General features: G+C 58.4%; 15 protein-coding genes. 11 read left to right on the top strand and 4 right to left on the bottom strand.

From position 1 onward, the window contains the following. Nucleotides 1-313: 313 nt before the first annotated feature. The 9 genes from ABLV17_RS21960 to mdcH all read left to right on the top strand — a co-directional run bounded on the left by ABLV17_RS21960 (nt 314) and on the right by mdcH (nt 8633). A complete protein-coding gene (locus ABLV17_RS21960) occupies nt 314-1348 on the top strand; it encodes an AI-2E family transporter (protein WP_271032602.1) in 1035 nt (344 codons plus the stop codon). A gap of 225 nt (nt 1349-1573) precedes the next feature. Then, nucleotides 1574-3229 carry a malonate decarboxylase subunit alpha gene (gene mdcA, locus ABLV17_RS21955; protein ID WP_113374705.1) on the top strand — a complete coding sequence of 552 codons (1656 nt, stop codon included), beginning with the start codon at nt 1574-1576 and terminating at the stop codon, nt 3227-3229. Next, nucleotides 3229-4071 (top strand): triphosphoribosyl-dephospho-CoA synthase, encoded by an 843-nt coding sequence (locus tag ABLV17_RS21950; RefSeq protein ID WP_087858527.1) that lies wholly within the window; start codon nt 3229-3231, stop codon nt 4069-4071. Before mdcA ends, ABLV17_RS21950 begins: the two co-directional genes overlap by 1 nt. Before the next feature lie 17 nt (nt 4072-4088). Then, nucleotides 4089-4388, top strand: a complete 300-nt coding sequence (gene mdcC / locus ABLV17_RS21945) for a malonate decarboxylase acyl carrier protein (RefSeq protein WP_008805033.1) — start codon at nt 4089-4091, stop codon at nt 4386-4388. Continuing rightward, nucleotides 4381-5214, top strand: coding sequence for a biotin-independent malonate decarboxylase subunit beta (locus ABLV17_RS21940; RefSeq protein ID WP_012541866.1), 834 nt, complete (start codon nt 4381-4383; stop codon nt 5212-5214). Before mdcC ends, ABLV17_RS21940 begins: the two co-directional genes overlap by 8 nt. Then, complete coding sequence (mdcE, locus tag ABLV17_RS21935) at nt 5214-6014, top strand: biotin-independent malonate decarboxylase subunit gamma (protein WP_087858525.1); 801 nt, start codon at nt 5214-5216, stop codon at nt 6012-6014. The genes ABLV17_RS21940 and mdcE overlap by 1 nt, the downstream gene beginning before the upstream one ends. Before the next feature lie 136 nt (nt 6015-6150). After that, entirely contained in the window at nt 6151-7110 is a 960-nt protein-coding gene (locus ABLV17_RS21930; RefSeq protein ID WP_004148291.1) for an AEC family transporter, read from the top strand. Nucleotides 7111-7113: 3 nt separating this feature from the next. Beyond that, a complete protein-coding gene (locus tag ABLV17_RS21925) occupies nt 7114-7731 on the top strand; it encodes a malonate decarboxylase holo-ACP synthase (RefSeq protein ID WP_087858524.1) in 618 nt (205 codons plus the stop codon). Next, on the top strand, nt 7731-8633 hold the full coding sequence (mdcH, locus tag ABLV17_RS21920) for a malonate decarboxylase subunit epsilon (protein ID WP_348854783.1): 903 nt from the start codon (nt 7731-7733) through the stop codon (nt 8631-8633). Before ABLV17_RS21925 ends, mdcH begins: the two co-directional genes overlap by 1 nt. On the opposite strand, the gene ABLV17_RS21915 is transcribed toward mdcH, so the two are convergent. The 3 genes from ABLV17_RS21915 to ABLV17_RS21905 all read right to left on the bottom strand — a co-directional run bounded on the left by ABLV17_RS21915 (nt 8623) and on the right by ABLV17_RS21905 (nt 12527). Then, nucleotides 8623-9549 carry a LysR substrate-binding domain-containing protein gene (locus ABLV17_RS21915; RefSeq protein WP_213317623.1) on the bottom strand — a complete coding sequence of 309 codons (927 nt, stop codon included), beginning with the start codon at nt 9547-9549 and terminating at the stop codon, nt 8623-8625. The two genes, mdcH and ABLV17_RS21915, sit on opposite strands and share 11 nt — an antisense overlap. Before the next feature lie 157 nt (nt 9550-9706). Continuing rightward, a complete protein-coding gene (gene mqo / locus ABLV17_RS21910; RefSeq protein WP_316423838.1) occupies nt 9707-11362 on the bottom strand; it encodes a malate dehydrogenase (quinone) in 1656 nt (551 codons plus the stop codon). A gap of 244 nt (nt 11363-11606) precedes the next feature. Further along, nucleotides 11607-12527: an N-acetylmuramic acid 6-phosphate etherase gene (locus ABLV17_RS21905; RefSeq protein WP_308958781.1), complete on the bottom strand. Its 921-nt coding sequence runs from the start codon at nt 12525-12527 to the stop codon at nt 11607-11609. A 304-nt stretch (nt 12528-12831) separates the two neighbouring features. Here ABLV17_RS21905 and ABLV17_RS21900 point away from each other — a divergent pair, with 304 nt between their 5' ends. Together ABLV17_RS21900 and dcuR are read left to right on the top strand one after the other, a co-directional pair. Further along, complete coding sequence (locus ABLV17_RS21900; protein WP_308958782.1) at nt 12832-14448, top strand: sensor histidine kinase; 1617 nt, start codon at nt 12832-12834, stop codon at nt 14446-14448. Beyond that, nucleotides 14445-15164 (top strand): two-component system response regulator DcuR, encoded by a 720-nt coding sequence (gene dcuR / locus ABLV17_RS21895; RefSeq protein ID WP_087858519.1) that lies wholly within the window; start codon nt 14445-14447, stop codon nt 15162-15164. Before ABLV17_RS21900 ends, dcuR begins: the two co-directional genes overlap by 4 nt. Here dcuR and ABLV17_RS21890 read toward each other — a convergent pair. Beyond that, entirely contained in the window at nt 15145-16095 is a 951-nt protein-coding gene (locus ABLV17_RS21890) for an FAD:protein FMN transferase (protein WP_308958783.1), read from the bottom strand. The two genes, dcuR and ABLV17_RS21890, sit on opposite strands and share 20 nt — an antisense overlap. Nucleotides 16096-16136 lie beyond the last annotated feature (41 nt).

Genomic DNA, 16136 nt, shown 5'->3' with positions numbered 1-16136 from the left:
GCTGTTCGCCAGCAAATCGGGAAAGGATGAAAGGTAATGCGTGATGAGTCGAAAAATAAAGGCTGAACTGATTGTTCATAAAATTACAATTATCCGCGGTGTTGCTTCTCGTCATTGCGGAAAAAAATTGTCCTCGGTAGTTAAACACAAGTAAATTTGTACCATAGTGTTAATATTAACTCAAAGTCTTTGCAATTCTTTACGTCCAAGGTGCGATTTCGATTAGTATTTTCTCAAACTGATCTCCATCATAAACGCGAATAGCAAAGTCGCTATGATCAAGGACGTTTTCATCTCCAGCGTAAGGAACCCAATGGCCAAACCCATCATCACCCTTAATGGACTCAAGATCGTCATCATGCTGGGCATGTTGGTTATCATCCTTACCGGCATCCGCTTTGCCGCCGATATTATCGTCCCCTTTATCTTAGCGCTGTTTCTGGCGGTGGTCATTAACCCGCTGGTCCAGCTGATGGTGCGCTTCCGGGTGCCCCGGGTGCTGGCGATTTCTCTACTGGTGGGCGCCATCGTGCTGCTGGCGGTGGTACTGCTGGCGTCGCTTGGCACATCGCTTAACGAACTGGCGCGTACCCTGCCGCAATACCGCACGTCGCTGGCCGAACCGCTAAAAACGGTCACGCCATGGCTACAGCGCTTTGGATTTACCGTCTCCGCCATTGAGCTGAATAAGTATATCGACCCCAACGCGGTGATGACGCTGGTGACCAGTCTACTGACCCAGTTGTCGAATGCGATGTCGTCCATTTTCCTGTTGCTTCTCACCGTGGTATTCATGCTATTGGAAGTGCCGCAGCTGCCCGCCAAGCTCCAGCAACTGATGTCGCGGCCGGTTGAGGGGATGGGCGCCATTCAGCGGGCGATTGATAGCGTGTCCCACTATCTGGTGCTGAAAACCGCGATAAGCCTGGTCACCGGGCTGGTGGTCTGGGGCATGCTGGCGCTATTGGACGTCCGCTTTGCTTTTATGTGGGGGCTGCTGGCCTTTGCGTTGAACTATATTCCCAATATCGGTTCGGTACTGGCGGCCATCCCGCCGATTCTGCAGGTGATGGTATTTGGCGGCCTGTATGAGGCGCTGATCGTCACTGCCGGTTACCTGATTATCAACCTGGTGTTCGGCAATATTCTCGAGCCGCGTATCATGGGCCGCGGGCTGGGGCTCTCCACGCTGGTGGTGTTCCTGTCGTTAATTTTCTGGGGCTGGTTACTTGGCCCGGTCGGCATGCTGCTGTCGGTGCCGTTGACCATCATTCTGAAAATCGCCCTTGAGCAAACCAACGGCGGGCAGAGTATTGCTTTCTTACTTAGTGACTTAAGTAAAGAATAACCGGCAATCGGGCTGGCTTATCCGCCAGCCTTCTCCTCTTTTCATCTTTTCCGCTTAGACCGTTACTCCTTTCTTATTATTGATCCCCATCACAAATGGGCACATCCAATCATTACTCTAAAGCTAACGGTTAGCCGGCGTGCTTAATTGATGCGCAGCGCCGCGCCGCGCACACTAACTTCCACCAGGACAAACGAAACGATTTGTCGAATCAGGAGGTTAACAATGAATGCTGAACAAACGACGGGACGGGTCTGGAACCGTCGCCGGACGGAAAAACAGCGGCGGCTAGCCGAAGCGAAGATTGCCGGCAAAGTCATCCCCACTGACCAACTGGTCAGCGTACTGGAAAATCTGCTCGCCCCGGGCGATCGGGTGGTACTGGAAGGCAACAACCAGAAACAGGCTGATTTCCTCTCCCGCATGCTCGCCGAGGTTAATCCGCAAAAAATCCACGACCTGCATATGATTATGCCAAGCGTCGGGCGCAGCGAGCATCTGGACCTGTTTGAAAAAGGCATTGCCCGTAAACTGGATTTCTCTTTCTCCGGCACGCAGAGCCTGCGAATTTCGCAGCTGCTGGAAGATGGTCTGCTCGAAATCGGCGCCATCCACACCTATATCGAACTCTACTCCCGCCTGTATGTCGATCTGTCGCCAAACGTCGCGCTGATCGCCGGCTATAAAGCGGACCGTAAAGGCAACCTGTACACCGGGCCAAGTACCGAAGATACCCCGGCGCTGGTCGAAGCCGCCGCCTTCCATGACGGCATTGTGATAGCCCAGGTCAACGAACTGGTGGACGACGAATGCGATCTGCCGCGCGTCGATATTCCCGGCTCGTGGATTGATTACGTGGTGGTCGCCGATAAACCGTTCTTCATTGAACCGCTGTTCACCCGCGACCCGCGTCTGATTAAGCAAGAACACATTCTGATGGCGATGATGGCGATTAAAGGCATCTACGCGGAACATCAGGTGCAGTCGCTTAACCACGGTATCGGCTTTAATACCGCCGCCATTGAGCTGTTACTGCCCACCTACGGCGAACAGCTCGGACTGAAAGGCAAAATCTGTAAACACTGGACGCTGAATCCGCATCCTACCTTAATCCCGGCCATCGAAAGCGGCTGGGTGGAAAGCGTGCACTGCTTCGGCGGCGAACTGGGGATGGAAGAGTATATCCGCGCCCGCCCGGATATCTTCTTTACCGGCCCGGATGGCTCAATGCGTTCCAACCGCGCCTTCTGCCAGTTGGCAGGTCAGTACGCGGTAGATATGTTTATCGGTTCGACCCTGCAGGTTGATGGTCTGGCTAACTCCTCAACCGTCACCCGCGGTCGTCTTTCCGGTTTCGGCGGCGCGCCGAACATGGGTCACGACCCGCACGGTCGTCGCCACGCCACCCCGGCCTGGCTCAATATGATCACTGAACCAGACCCGATGCAGCGCGGTAAAAAACTGGTGGTGCAGATGGTCGAAACCTTCCAGGCCGGCGTGAAACCGACCTTCGTTGAAACGCTCGATGCGGTCGACGTCGCCAAAACCTCCGGCATGCCGCTGGCGCCGGTGATGATTTATGGCGATGACGTAACCCACGTGCTGACCGAAGAGGGTATCGCCTACCTGTACCGGGCGGAGAGCCTTGAAGAGCGCCGGGCGATGGTCGCCGCGGTGGCCGGGATCACCGATATTGGCCTCGGCGTGGACGCCAAACGCGTCGCCGCGCTGCGCCAGAGCGGCAAAGTCGTCTACCCGGAAGATATCGGCATTCGCCGCAGCGATGCCACCCGCTCGCTACTGGCCGCCGGCAGCGTCGCCGACCTGGTGGAATGGTCCGACGGACTGTACAACCCACCGGCAAAATTCCGGAGCTGGTAATGAAAAATCTCTCCCCCCTACACGCAGAAAGCCGCGTCAGCTGGCTGGCGCATACCGCCAGCGCGTGTCTGATTGACGAAGCCCGACTGAGTCCGAAACCGGGACTGGTCGATAGTCGCGGCAGCGGCGCGCATCAGGATCTTAATCTGGAACTGATGGAACGCTCCGCCCGCAGCCTGCAGCCGACCTTTCACGCGCTGGCGCAGCAAAGCTGGCAGCGTCCGGCGGATATCGCCCTGCGCGAAACCGTCGGCCGCCTCGGTCGCGAAGGCGAAGCGCAGATGATGATGGCCACCGGCGGGGTCAATACCCACCGCGGCGCCATCTGGGCGCTGGGCCTGCTGGTCAGCGCGGTGGCGATGTTGGGTGGAGAGGGTCAATCACAGGCGATCGCCGCCGCCGCCGCCGCCCTCGCCCGCCTGCCTGACGGCTTCGCGCCGAAAAGCTTTAGTAAGGGGCTGCGCGCCAGCCGCCGTTGGCAGGTGCCGGGCGCACGCGAGGAAGCGCAGCGCGGATTTCCGCATGTTATCACCCTGGCGCTGCCGCAACTGCAACAAAGCCGGGCGCGAGGCGCCAGCGAGCCGCAGGCGCGTCTCGACGCGCTGATGGCCATCATGACCTCGCTGAGCGATACCTGCGTGCTGTCGCGTGCCGGCATGAACGGCCTGCACGCCATGCAGCAAGGCGCCCGCGAGGTTCTGGCGGCTGGCGGTTGCGCCAGCGCCGCCGGTCGCGCCGCGCTGGCGCGCCTTGATGCGCAGATGCTGGCGCAAAACGCCTCGCCGGGTGGCGCGGCCGATCTCCTTGCCGCCACCCTGTTTCTCGACCGGGTTTCCGGCTAACGCATTCAGAGGATGTTATGGAACAGATTACATTGTCATTTCCTGCCAACCGCGCCCTCAGCGGCAAAGCATTGGCAGGGGTCGTAGGTTCTGGCGATATGGAAGTGCTTTATACCGCCGCACAGGGCGCCACGCTCAACGTACAGATCACCACCTCAGTGGATAACAGCCAGGCGCGCTGGCAGGCGCTGTTCGACAGGTTGAACCTGATCAACGGCCTGCCCGCCGGGCAGTTGATTATCCACGACTTCGGCGCCACGCCGGGCGTCGCCCGTATTCGTATTGAACAAGTATTTGAGGAGGCCGCTCATGCGTAACGATCGCAGCTTTATCGAACTGCGCGCTCGCGAACGCGCCCACGCCCTGCTGGACGATGGCAGCTACCGCGAACTGCTGGACCCGTTTGAAGGCATTATGTCGCCGTGGCTTGGCGCACAAGGCATCGTCCCGCAGTCCGACGACGGTATGGTGGTCGCCAAAGGCACTATCAACGGCCAACCTGCGGTGGTGATTGCCATCGAAGGCACCTTCCAGGGCGGCAGTATGGGCGAAGTCTCCGGCGCCAAAATGGCCGCCGCGCTGGAGCTGGCGGCGGAAGATAACCGCAACGGTATCCCGACGCAGGCGGTACTGTGCCTCGAAACCGGCGGCGTACGTCTGCAGGAGGCCAACCTCGGTCTGGCCGCCATCGCCGATATTCATGCCGCGATTGTCGACCTGCGCCGCTACACCCCGGTGGTCGGCATTATTACCGGTACCGTCGGCTGTTTCGGAGGCATGTCCATAGCCGCGGCGCTGTGCAGCTACCTTATCGTTACCCGTGAAGCCCGTCTTGGCCTCAACGGCCCGCAGGTTATCGAGCAGGAGGCCGGTATTGAAGAGTATGACTCCCGCAACCGACCGTTTATCTGGAGTATGACCGGGGGTGAAATTCGCGCCGCCAGCGGGCTGGTCGACGCGCTGGTTAACGATGGCGTTAACGCCGTTAAAACCGCAATGAACGAGGCCATCGCCAAAGGCGTACCGGCACAGCACCGCAGCGACAATTATGACGATTATCTGCGTCGCTTGAGCCAATTCGATACCCGCCAGCAGGCGGATACCGCGCAGATTAAACAGCTTTTTGCCCGGGAGGATAAATAATGAGTCAGTTCCCAAACCGCGCCGCGCTATGGCTGAACAAACTGGCGCCCAACGCGCCGCTGATGAGCGGGCTATGCCCTTCGGTACAGGTCGCAGATGGCCAGATTAATGGCGAAAACGTCCGCTTTATCGCCGTGGTGCCTGACGCCAACAACCATTACCCGCGCGCCGCCGGCGGCGAAGTCGGCCTGCTGGAAGGCTGGACGCTGGCGAAAGTGGTCAATGAAACTATCGCCGCCGACGCCGATCGGCCTGGCAAACGACCGATCGTCGCAGTAATTGATGTCCCGAGCCAGGCCTATGGTCGTCGTGAAGAAGCCTTCGGCATCCACCAGGCGCTGGCCGGAGCGGCAGGCGCCTACGCCAAAGCCCGTCTTGCCGGCCACCCGGTGATTGGCCTGATCGTCGGAAAAGCGATGTCCGGGGCGTTTCTGGCCCACGGCTATCAGGCCAACCGCCTGATCGCCTTTAACGATAGCGGCGTGCTGGTCCACGCGATGGGTAAAGAATCGGCAGCGCGCATTACGCTGCGTACCGTCGAAGCGCTGGAGAAACTGGCGGCGACGATCCCGCCGATGGCCTATGACGTCAGCAACTACGCTACGCTCGGCCTGCTCTCCGCCCTGCTCGATATCAGCAATCCGGATGCGCCAGACGAAGGCGATCTGTCGCTGGTCAGCCGTACCCTGCGCGACGCCATCGCTGACGCGCGCACCGATACCTCACTGAAGTGTCGCCTGGGCGCGGAAAACCGCCGCAGCTCACAGCTGGTTCGCGATCGCATGCGCGCCAGCTGGTAAGACGTTCGTACGTAAGTAGTAGAAGAAAACCTGCCGGAAGCAGTCTCCCGGAGCGCGGAATAAACGCTCCGGGAAGGGACGGCTTTTAGAAAAAATAACAATCGCGCCAGTACTCTATTTTATTTACAGGTGATTTATGACTTATGTGATTATTCATGCTCTCGCGCCCATTTTCGTTATCATGCTGCTGGGTTTCTGGGCCGGAAAGGCCGGGATGGTAGATAACAAAAACGTCTCGCTGCTTAATATTTTTGTAATGGATTTTGCCTTACCCGCCACGCTATTTAGCGCGACGGTACAAACGCCGTGGGCCGGTATCGTCGCCCAGTCGCCGCTAGTGCTGGTGCTGACCGGCGCGATGTGGATCACCTATGCGGCGATCTACTTCCTCGCCACCAGCGTGTTCAAACGCACGCCGCAGGATGCCGCGGTGCTGACCCTCACCGTCGCCCTGCCAAACTATGCCGCGCTGGGTCTGCCGATCCTCGGCAGCGTGCTGGGTGAAGGCGCGTCAACCTCGCTGTCGGTGGCGGTCTCTATCGCCTGCGGCTCGGTACTGATGACCCCGTTCTGCCTGCTGATTCTGGAACGTGAAAAAGCCCGCGCCGCGGGTGAAAACAGCGGTTCTACGCTGGCGATGCTGCCGGTGCTGATGTGGCGTTCGGTGAAAAAACCGATCGTCTGGGGCCCGCTGCTTGGGGTGGTACTTTCCGCTATCGGCATTAAAATGCCGGACCTGCTGCTGGCGTCGATCAAACCGCTGGGACTGGCCGCCACCGCCGCCGCGCTGTTCCTCACCGGGGTGATCCTGTCGGCACGTAAACTGCAGCTCAATGCGCTGATCGCTACATCAACCATCGTGAAACTGCTGGTGCAGCCGTTTATTGCCTGGGGCCTGGTGATGTTACTTGGTCTGCACGGCTCTATCGCCATTACCGCGATCCTGATGATTGCGCTGGCCGCCGGCTTCTTCGGCGTGGTCTTCGGCAACCGCTTCGGCGTGCAGTCTCCGGATGCTGAAGCCGTGCTGCTGTTGAGCTCGGTTCTGTGTATCCTGTCGCTACCGCTGTTTATCTCTTTGACTTCAGGACTGTAAACCATGTCATCAACGCCGCGTCCCCACGATTTAGTTTGGTTAAACCACGCCAGCGCCCTGGAAGACATTGCCGAGCCGTGGGTGGTTCAGCAGTGGCGAGCCGCGCTGCCGGTGGTGGTGAGACGCGACGTTGACGGCCAGGCCCGCATCCCGGTTGGGGTGCGGGGCATGAAGCGCGAACAACGCGCCGCCGGCTGGGTTCAGCCGCACAATATCGTGCGCAGCGTCAGCCCGGAGATGCTTGTTGATCGTGAGGTCTTGCTCCATTCGCCTTTTGTTTCGCAGCCGCCGATCCAGGCGGCTATCGCCCTTACCTTACACCGCTGGCCCTGGCGCTGGGGCATCACCGGTAGTACCGGCTACGCGCTGGCAACCGAAATCCCAGTGCTGCATGCGGCAAGCGATCTGGATCTGCTGATCCGCGCGCCGCAGCCGCTGGACCGCGAGGCATTGCTGGAATGGCAGGCCCGAGTTGCCCAACTACCGTGCCGCGCCGATACCCAGGTAGAAACGCCCTACGGCGCCTTCGCCCTTAATGAGTGGCTGCGCGATGGCCGCGCGCTACTGAAAACATCCCGCGGCGCACGCTTAACCGCGACGCCGTGGCACAGGGAGGAATGATGAAGATTATATTTACTTTTCCCGGTCAGGGCGGCCAGCGCCCCGCAATGCTGGCGGCAATCCCCGATCGCGAGGCTATCCTCTCCCAGGCGCGCGCCGTGCTGGGGGATGAAGTCGATACTCTCGATAGCGCCGACGCGCTGAAGCATACCCGTGCAGTACAACTCTGTCTGCTGATCGCCGGGGTAGCCTGGGCGCGCGAACTACAACGCCAGGGCGTGGATCCGCAGATGGTCAGCGGGCTCTCTATCGGCGCGTTTCCGGCAGCGGTGATTGCCGGCGCGCTCGATTTCGCCAGCGCGCTGCGCCTGGTGGCGCTACGCGGCGATTTAATGGAGCAGGCTTATCCTGAAGGTTACGGGCTGACGGCGATTATGGGGCTGACCCGCCCACGGGTTGAGGCGCTGATGCACGGCCATGAGGTTTATCTCGCCAACCTGAATGCCGAAACGCAGATAGTGATCGCCGGGCGCGATGAAGCCATGGCCGAGGTAGCGCAGCTGGCGCTGCAGGCTGGCGCCAGTAAAGCCCAACGGCTGGCGGTCAGCGTGCCGTCGCACTGCGCGCTGTTGGCTAAACCTGCCGCCGCCCTGGCAAAAGCCTTTACCGACGTCACCTTAACGCGCCCTCAGCGCGCCTATTTAAGCGGCTCGACGGCGCGCGTGCTGTGGGATCCGCTGCGGATCGCCGACGATCTGGCGATGAACATGGCGCGCACCGTACATTGGCAGGAGGCGATGATCGCCGCCGATGAACGCGACGCGAGGCTGGCAATCGAGATGCCGCCCGGCGGCGTGCTCACCTGCCTGACCCGCCAGGCGGGCTGGCGCGGCGAGACCATTTCGCTGGAGCGCAGCGGCGTGGACGTCGCCCGCCATCTGGCGCAGCGGCTTAGCGATTAATACTGCGGGCGTACATGCGCCCTTCCGCCGCCAGCGCCAGCAGGTCGGCATCACGCTCGCGATGGTGTGAATAGACGATAGAGATCAGCTGGCGCATCTGATAGGGTTCCGCCAGCTTTAACAGCTGGACATCGTTTTCATAGACTTTCTTCATCCGCCCCGGCAGCAGCGCGAAGCCCACGCCCGCCTGCACCAGGCTTATCATCGAAAAGATATCATTCACCCTGGTCACAATTTCCGGCTCAAAACCGGCTACCTGAAAGGCCTCCTGAAACCCGGCATAAGTCGCAAATCCTTCCGCCAGCGAGACAAACTTGCGATCGGCGTAATCGCGTAGATCGGCGAGCTGAGTGGTATCCAGCTGTTCCGTCGCCGGCGCGGCGAGAAAGATATCGTCTTCAAACAGCGGCACTACGTCGAAAGCCGAATTATTGTATTCGCCTTCGTTGGTCGCGATTAAGATAGCGTCAAGGGCATCGTCTTCCAGCATATCCAGCAGCATCTGATTGGAGCCCATCGTCAGATCCAGTTCAAGCTCCGGGCGGCGTAATTTCATCCCCATAATGATGCGCGGAACGGTTTCCAGCGTCAGCGAATAGAGTGTACCGATGCGCAATCGCCCCTGGCCGACGCCGGCGACTTTACGCGTCGCCTCAAGCCCGCGGCTCATCAGACTCATCACATCCTGGCAGTATTCGAGCAGCGTCCACGCCGCCTGCAGCGGCAGCAGGTTGCGTCCTTTGTGAACAAACAGCGGGCAGCCGACACCCTCTTCGAGCGTATGCAGCGCGCGGTGAACGCTAACGCTGCTGAGCTTCATGGCTTCGGCGGTTCTGGCGATATTGCCCTTCGCCATAAACATCATAAAGACCGATAGCTTGCGGAAGGTGATCTCCTGGTTAATATCGTCTCTCATAGCCCTTCCACACTCCTGGTTTAATTTTCTTTTTCAATTCAAACCAGTATATCTTTTATGAGGCCAAAGTTGCAGGCAGCGCGCGGCCTCAGCCGGTAAATAACGCAAAAAAGGGAAGACCATGGTCTTCCCTTTTGTTCACTGCCCGGATGCGTCGTTACAGCGCCATATCGTGCTGCGGCGAGGCTTCGCGCGGCGTCTCTGCCGGTTTGGCGGTCGCGGTCGGCGCGGACTCTGGCATCTGAATGACCGGAGGCTTGGTCAGTTGCAGCGCCGCGGCGGTGTCATCCCAAACCTGCTGGGTCAACGCCACGTTGCCGTTTAACTTCTCTCCGTAGCTCGGCACGATGGCGCGAATGCGGCTCTGCCATTCCGGCGAGTTAAACTGCTGCGGGAACATCTGCTTGAGAACGTTCAGGGTGATCGGCGCGGCGGTGGAAGCACCCGGCGATGCGCCGAGCAGCGCAGAAATCGTTTTCTGCTGATCGACCACCACTTCGGTACCGAGCTTCAGCACACCGCCCTTCTCTGCGTCTTTTTTGATGATCTGCACGCGCTGACCGGCCTGAATCAGTTTCCAGTCTTCTTTGCGCGCGTTCGGGTAGTACTCTTTTAGCGCCGCAAAGCGGTCATCATCGCTGAGCATAACCTGGCTAATCAGGTACTTCACCAGATCGAAGTTGTCGAGGCCAACGTGGGTCATCGGCAGTACGTTGCTGGTGGTGGTGGTGCTCAGCAGATCGAAGAACGAACCGTTTTTCAGGAACTTGGTGGAGAAGGTGGCGAATGGCCCGAACAGCACCACGCGCTTACCATCGAGGTAGCGAGCATCCAGATGCGGTACCGACATCGGCGGCGCGCCAACCGAGGCCTGACCATAAACTTTCTGCTGGTGCAGTTTAGTCAGCTCCGGGTTTTCGGTCATCAGGAACGAGCCGCCTACCGGGAAGCCCGCATAGTTGTCCGCTTCCGGAATACCGGTTTTCTGCAGCAGCTTCAACGCGCCGCCGCCGGCGCCGATGAAGACATATTTGGCGTCGATAGCCTGTTCTTCACCGCTCTTCACGTTCTTAATCGTCACGTGCCAGGAGTTGTCGGCATTGCGTTTGAAATCGGTGACTTCAGAAGAGGTCTGCAGCGAGAAATTGCTGCTCTTTTTCAGGCTGCCGATTAGCTGACGGGTAATTTCGCCGTAGTTCACGTCGGTACCGACCGGCGTCCAGGTGGCAGCCACTTTTTGCTGCGGATCGCGTCCTTCCATGACCAACGGCGCCCACTGTTTAATTTGCGCGTGATCGGTGGAGAATTTCATTCCCTGGAATAAGGTGGTCTGCTGCAGCGCGTTATAACGCTTTTGCAGATAATCAACATTATCGCCCCACACGAAACTCATATGCGGCGTGGAATTAATAAACGAATGCGGGTCGTGCAAAATACCGCGTTTGACCTGCGCCGACCAGAACTGGCGCGAAATCATAAACTGCTCGTTGATATCCAGCGCTTTGCTGACATCAATAGAACCGTCTGCACGCTGCGGCGTGTAGTTCAGTTCCATATTTGCCGAGTGACCGGTACCGGCGTTATTCCAGCCGTTGGAGGACTCCAGCGCGACGCCGTCGAGTTTCTCCACCATCACCTGTTTCCACTCCGGCTGCAGCTCCTGCAGCCAGGTGCCCAGCGAGGCGCTCATGATGCCGCCGCCGATCAGCAGAAAGTCAGTTTTTTTCGAGGTATCGCCATTTGCGTAGGTCGCCGTACTGACGAACATCGCTAATGCGGTCATAGATATAATCGTTTTTTTAATTGCAGGCATAATAGAAATATCGCGTAGCAAAAGTGTAATAAGAGCCGCCATATTAACGCACTTTTACTTTATTTTAAAATATCATTTACACTTCGATATTTTAATGCAAACAGTTTTTTAACTTAAAAAAGCAGTTTATTTATTTCACTGGCATTCATTGTGAAAATAGCGGCGGAAAATCAGGATGATTCAGGCGATAAGAAATCTGGCGCCGGTTTATTTAGTTATTTAACAAACCGGCGCGGCGAGGAATTTAATTGACGTTACTTGGCGTTTTCTCTTGCGCTTCACGTAAGGCGATACGCAAATGGTTGTTGTTTTCGCTGAGTAGATCCCGTGCCTGCCAGGCATCGAGCCCCGTCATCAGCATCAGAATCGCCGTCCGACAATGCTGATTGCAACTGGCCAACGCGGCTTTAGCTTGCGCGCGCGTACACTCTGTGGCGGCCATCACTATGGCGATTTGCCGCTCCTCCCAGCGCGGGCTGGTTGCCTGTAGGTCTACGCGCAGGTTGCCGAACACCCTGCCGCTGCGTACCGCCAGGCCAGTGGTTAACAGGGTGAGGATCTGCCGCTGCGCCAGTTGCGCTTTCGGGTTGCCATAACCCGCCACCGCTTCCGGCCCGGTCTGCGGCGCAATCATAATATCCGCCAGCTGCGCGGCTTCGCTATCAGGCTGCTGCGTCAGGATAGCAATCGGTGTGCCCAGCGACCAGGCGTGACGCATAGCCCCCCACACCCACGGCGTTTTGCCGCTGACGGTGAGCGCCAGCAGCATATCGTTGGCGCTCAGGGACAATAGCTGCATATCCCGTAAGCCCGCGTCATAATCGTTAGCCGCCCGCTCGGCGGCCTGCAGCACGCTCCCTTCACCACCGGCAATCATCGCCACCAGTGAGTGATTGGCTTCAGGGGAATAGTCATTAACCGTTTGCAACGCCGCCTGCCCGGATGCCCCGGCGCCAACGATCACCAGCCGTCCTCCCCGGCTCAGAGTCGCCGCGGCGTTATCCACCAGCCGGGTAATCTGCGGCAGGCAGGCATCGATAGCAACGGCTATCTGTTTGTTATCCTGCTGCAGCAGGGTCAGCATATCGAGGGTGGCGAGCGTATCGATATGGCGCGTTTGCGGGTGGCGTCGTTCCAGCATTGATGCGGTTGGCTTACTGCTCATAAAACCTCCATTTAAAACCGAACTCACTGCGGCTACATCAACAGCGGTGAAATATCCATTCATTCATCACGGCTATTTGATTGATGCAGCCAGTGTAAAGCCTTCATCCACGGCTTTACCGCCACGGGGGTCACAGTTTGTTCACTCGACACCTAATCGCGGCGCGACTGCGCGTTATCCGAGCATGAGGGCTACGCATGTCAGGCAGCGAATATCCAGAAAGCGGTTTTACTGTTATTACACGGCTTTATGAAAGCCGCCCTATCGGCGATAATGATCGTTCAACGAATCGATCGGGGTTGTCATGAAGGAAGCCGAGCTACAGCCGCCCGCCCGCAAGCGCGCCCGCAACCTGAAATTAAGTACCGCCGTCACGCTAATGATTGGCAGCGTTATCGGCGCGGTGCTTCTGCTGGTCTACGCGCTATGGTTTATGCAGATCAGCAACGCCACCCGCGACGGCTTAAAAGAGACAGCGCTGGCGGTGGCGCGCACCATGGCCGATATGCCGCAGGTAAAGCGTGGTCTCGGCGAGCCGCCGCAGAGTAATATCATTCAGCCGCTGGCGCAGGCCATTACCCGGCGTAACGATCTGCTTTACGCGATTGTGACCGACATGCGCGGCATTCGCTATTCGCATCCGGATAGCGCCATCATCGGTAAACCGTTTATCGGCGAGGATATCCGCCCGACCCTCGCCGGGCGGGAAAACGTGGCGATTAACCACGGCGTACTGGCGCCGGCGCTGCGCGTGTTCACCCCGGTATTCAATGAACAACATCAGCAGATTGGCGTGGTGGTGGTAGGTATTTCGCTGAGTAAAGTCGACGAACAGATCGCCAATAGCCGCTGGGACGTCCTGCTGACCATTCTGTTTAGCGCGCTGGTCTGCGCTATCGGCACCTGGAGCCTGGTGCGCGGCTTGAAACGCATTCTGCTCGGGCTGGAGCCGCAGGATATCTCCACCCAGTTTCAGCAGCGCCAGGCGATGCTGCACTCGCTGAAAGAAGGCGTGATCGCCGTGGATAGCAGCGGCCAGGTCACGCTGATTAACCCGGCCGCCCGCGGCATGTTACTCAGCGGGCCGGATAAAAGCATCGATCGCACCCCGCTGCTGGCGGACTTGCAGGAAGTTTTGCGCAGCGGTGAACCCATTTATGACCGCGCGATCGGCTGTAATGGCTTGTTGCTGATCAGCAATACCGTCCCGGTGCGCAGCCAGAACGCCATCGTCGGCGCCATCAGCACCTTCCGCGATAAGACCGAGATGAGTCAACTGGTGCAGCGTCTGGACGGCATGATGAGCTACGTTGATGCCCTGCGCACCACTTCGCACGAGTTTATGAACAAGCTGCACGTGATCCTCGGCCTGCTGAATATGAAAAGCTATGACAAGCTGGAAGAATATGTGCTGCAGACCGCCCATGCCTATCAGGCCGACATCGGCGAAATTCAGCACCGGATAAAATCGCCGGTGGTCGCCGGCTTCCTGATTGGTAAAATCCAGCGCGCCAAAGAGCGAGGCTTCTCTTTGAACCTCGCCGAAGAGAGCCTGGTGCCGGATTGTCCCAATGAAAAACAGGTCACCGTGCTGGTGACGGTGTTGGGCAATCTGATTGAAAATGCGCTGGACGCGATGAGCGGCCAGACGGAAGGCGAAGTGAGCCTGCTATTGCACTATCAGGATGGCTGGTTAAGCGGCGAAGTGAGCGACGACGGCCCGGGGATCCCGGCGGCCAATATCGACGCCATCTTTAATAAGGGCTTCTCCACCAAAGGCGAGAATCGCGGCGTCGGCCTGTTTCTCGCCAACCAGCAGCTCCACGAACTCGGCGGCACGTTGTCCGTCGAGTCCGAGCCTGGCGTATTTACTCAATTTTTTGTTCACCTGCCCTGGGATAGTAAAAGGAAAAAAGCGTGATAAATGTATTAATTGTTGACGACGATGCGATGGTTGCCGAGCTGAACCGCCTGTACGTGGCGCGCATCCCCGGTTTCAGCTGCTGCGGCACCGCGTCGACGCTCGGCAAAGCCCAGGAGATGATTAACGACCCGCAGATGGCGATCGATTTGGTGCTGCTGGACGTTTACATGCAGCAGGATAGCGGCCTCGATCTGCTGCCGACCATTCGCGCCAGCGGCCGCGCCATCGACGTGATTATGATAACCTCCGCCGCCGATGCAGCCACCGTTCAAACCGCTATGCACTATGGCGTGGTGGATTATCTGATTAAGCCCTTCCAGTTCCCGCGCTTTGAAGAGGCGCTGACCGCATGGCGTGAAAAACGTAAACTGATGACCGGCCAGCCCTATTACGAGCAGGCGGATGTCGATCGTCTACTGCACGGCGGCACGCCGGAAGCGGTTGACGCGCGTAAGCTGCCGAAAGGCTTAACGGCGCAGACCTTACGCACGCTGTGCCAGTGGATTGATAGCCACCCTGATGTGGAGTTCTCTACCGATGAACTGGCGGCGGCGGTAAATATCTCGCGCGTCTCCTGCCGCAAGTATCTGATCTGGCTCGCGCAGATCAATATTCTCTACACTACCATCCATTACGGCGCGACCGGCCGACCGGTGTACCGCTATCGGCTGGTCGCCGAGCAGTACGGCCTGCTCAAGCAGTACAGTCAGTAATCTGATAGCCGCTGTCGAGCAGTTGAAAGCGGATGCGCTGCGGTGACGACAGAATCACGCCGCGGTTTTTGGTGACAAAAATCGCTTCAATGTCGTCCCGCTGGCGCAGCGCCGCGCAACCCTTCTCCACGCCAAGGCCATACAGCAGCGTGGTCCAGATATCGCCGTCCAGTGAATCCGCGGAAATGACCGTGACGCTGTCGAGTTCGTTATCCAGCGGATAGCCGCTGCGCGGATCGAGGATATGGTGCCAGCGTTTGCCATCCTGCTCGAAATAGCGTTCATAGGTGCCTGAAGTGACAACCGACTGCCCGGCAACGGCCATCCAGCCGATAAGTTCCTGCTCAGCGGCAAAGGGTTTTTTCAGCCCAATCGCCCATTCCCCTAATGTATGTACATTGCCGCCGAGGTTAATCAGCGCCTGTTCAATCCCCTGCTGGCCCAGGTAATCGCGTACCCGGTCGGCGATATATCCTTTGGCGATTGCGCCAAGGTCAATTTCCATTCCGGCCTGCGCCAGCCACACGCTCTGCTTTTCGTCATCAAGAATGACATCCTGCGGGCGGGTTAACGGCAGCCGCGCCGCAATATCCGCCGCCGACGGCACGCTATGACCCTGAAAGCCAATGCGCCACAGTTTAACCAGCGGGCCGATAGCCAGATTAAAGGCGCTGTCGCGCACCATACTGGCGGCTTTAGCGCACTTAATCAGCTGGTACACCGGACGGCTAACGGTGACGGGATGACGCCCGGCGGCATGGTTGATATCCATTACTTGCGACTGTGCGCGGTTAACGGTGAGCAGATCTTCGTAGCGTTTAATTAACTGAAAGACGCGGGAGGCCAGCGCCTCATCGTGGGAATAGAGTTTGAGCAGGATGGGCGAGCCCATCAACACGGCGGAGTAGCTATAGACGCGGTTATCGGACATTGGGCTCTCCTTAGAAGGGATAAGCCGGGCGGCTAAGCCAG

It is taken from the genome of Klebsiella sp. CN_Kp091 (assembly GCF_040065095.1).
GTDB classification, from domain to species: Bacteria; Pseudomonadota; Gammaproteobacteria; order Enterobacterales; family Enterobacteriaceae; genus Klebsiella; species Klebsiella aerogenes.
The sequence above is the reverse complement of the archived record's forward strand: the minus strand, read 5'-3'. Positions and strand labels throughout refer to the sequence as shown.